Here is a 1,164-nt window from a genome sequence, read left to right on the forward strand (position 1 = left end):
ATACGGTTTCCGGCTGAATGACTCGGTCGGATTCCCTGGTGCGCACAATAAGGCTAAGCTTTGTGGTCATGAATCGCAGGAGGCGGGTCATGACGACGATCGCGGGGCATTTGAGCGTCGATGGGTTGCGTGATCGGTATGTTTCGAGTTCGGATGCGTGCGAGGCGCGCCATTTCCAGACCATCTGGCTTCTCGCCAAAGGCCACAGCGTCGGCGAAGTGGCTGAATTGACGTCGTTGGGAGAACGCTGGATTGAGCAGTTGGCGGCGCGTTACAACGCTGAAGGCCCTGATGCTCTGGGCGACTTGCGTCGGCGCAACGGGGCGAAGGCCACCGTGCTCAAACCAGAACTGATCGAAAAACTTCGGGTGCGATTGCAGGAAGCGCCGGACGACGGCGGCCTTTGGACGAGTGCGAAGGTCGCCGCCTTCCTGGCGCGCGAGTTGGGGGTCGAGAAGGTGGCGGTTCAACGCGGCTGGGAGGCGCTCAAGGCGTGCGGCCTGTCGATCCAGTCGCCGCGTCCCAGGAACCCGAACGCCGCCACGCCTGAAGAGGAAACGGCGTTCAAAAAAAGCTTGCAGACGTCGTCGCCGAAGAAGCCTCAAAGCATCCAGAGCGACCGGTCGAAGTCTTCGCCACCGACGAGCATCGGCTCGGCCTGAAACCGGTGACGCGCCGGGTGTGGGCGCCGATTGGACAACGACCCATCGCGCTTGGACATCATCGTTTCGATTGGCTTTATGTCACCGCCTTCGTGTCGCCGGCGAGCGGCGAAACCTTCTGGTATTTGCACGACGGCGTGTCGAAGCCGTTCTTCGAGGCGTTGCTCGCCACTTTCGCGCGCGAGGCGAACGCCGGCCGCGAACGGACGATCGTTCTCGTCCTCGACAACGCCGGCTGGCACAGCGAAGCCGGGCTGAAGCTTCCCGAAGGCGTACGACTGGTCTTTCTTCCGCCCTACACGCCCGAACTCCAGCCGGCCGAGACGCTATGGGCACTCGTCGACGAGCCCATCATCAACAAGCATGCCGCCGACCTCAAAGAGCTCAACGACATCATCGCAGCAAGATGTGTTGCCCTCGCAAACGAACGCGGCACCATCAAAAGCCGAGCCGGATTTCACTGGTGGCCCGAAATCGCAAATGCGAAGTGATCAAACGGAAA

General features: G+C 61.3%; 1 protein-coding gene and 1 pseudogene. Both read left to right on the top strand.

The genetic code is table 11. The features are described 5' to 3' along the window. Positions 1 to 89 precede the first annotated feature (89 nt). On the top strand, positions 90 to 662 hold the full coding sequence (locus GJ654_RS20650) for a helix-turn-helix domain-containing protein (RefSeq protein ID WP_196305649.1): 573 nt from the start codon (positions 90 to 92) through the stop codon (positions 660 to 662). Then, positions 626 to 1,153, top strand: a pseudogene (locus tag GJ654_RS20655) (IS630 family transposase); the annotation flags it as partial. The gene GJ654_RS20650 and the pseudogene GJ654_RS20655, both read left to right, overlap by 37 nt. Between the last annotated feature and the right edge of the window lie 11 nt (positions 1,154 to 1,164).

The organism is Rhodoblastus acidophilus, assembly GCF_009720655.1.
In the GTDB taxonomy this organism is placed as follows: domain Bacteria; phylum Pseudomonadota; class Alphaproteobacteria; order Rhizobiales; family Beijerinckiaceae; genus Rhodoblastus; species Rhodoblastus acidophilus_A.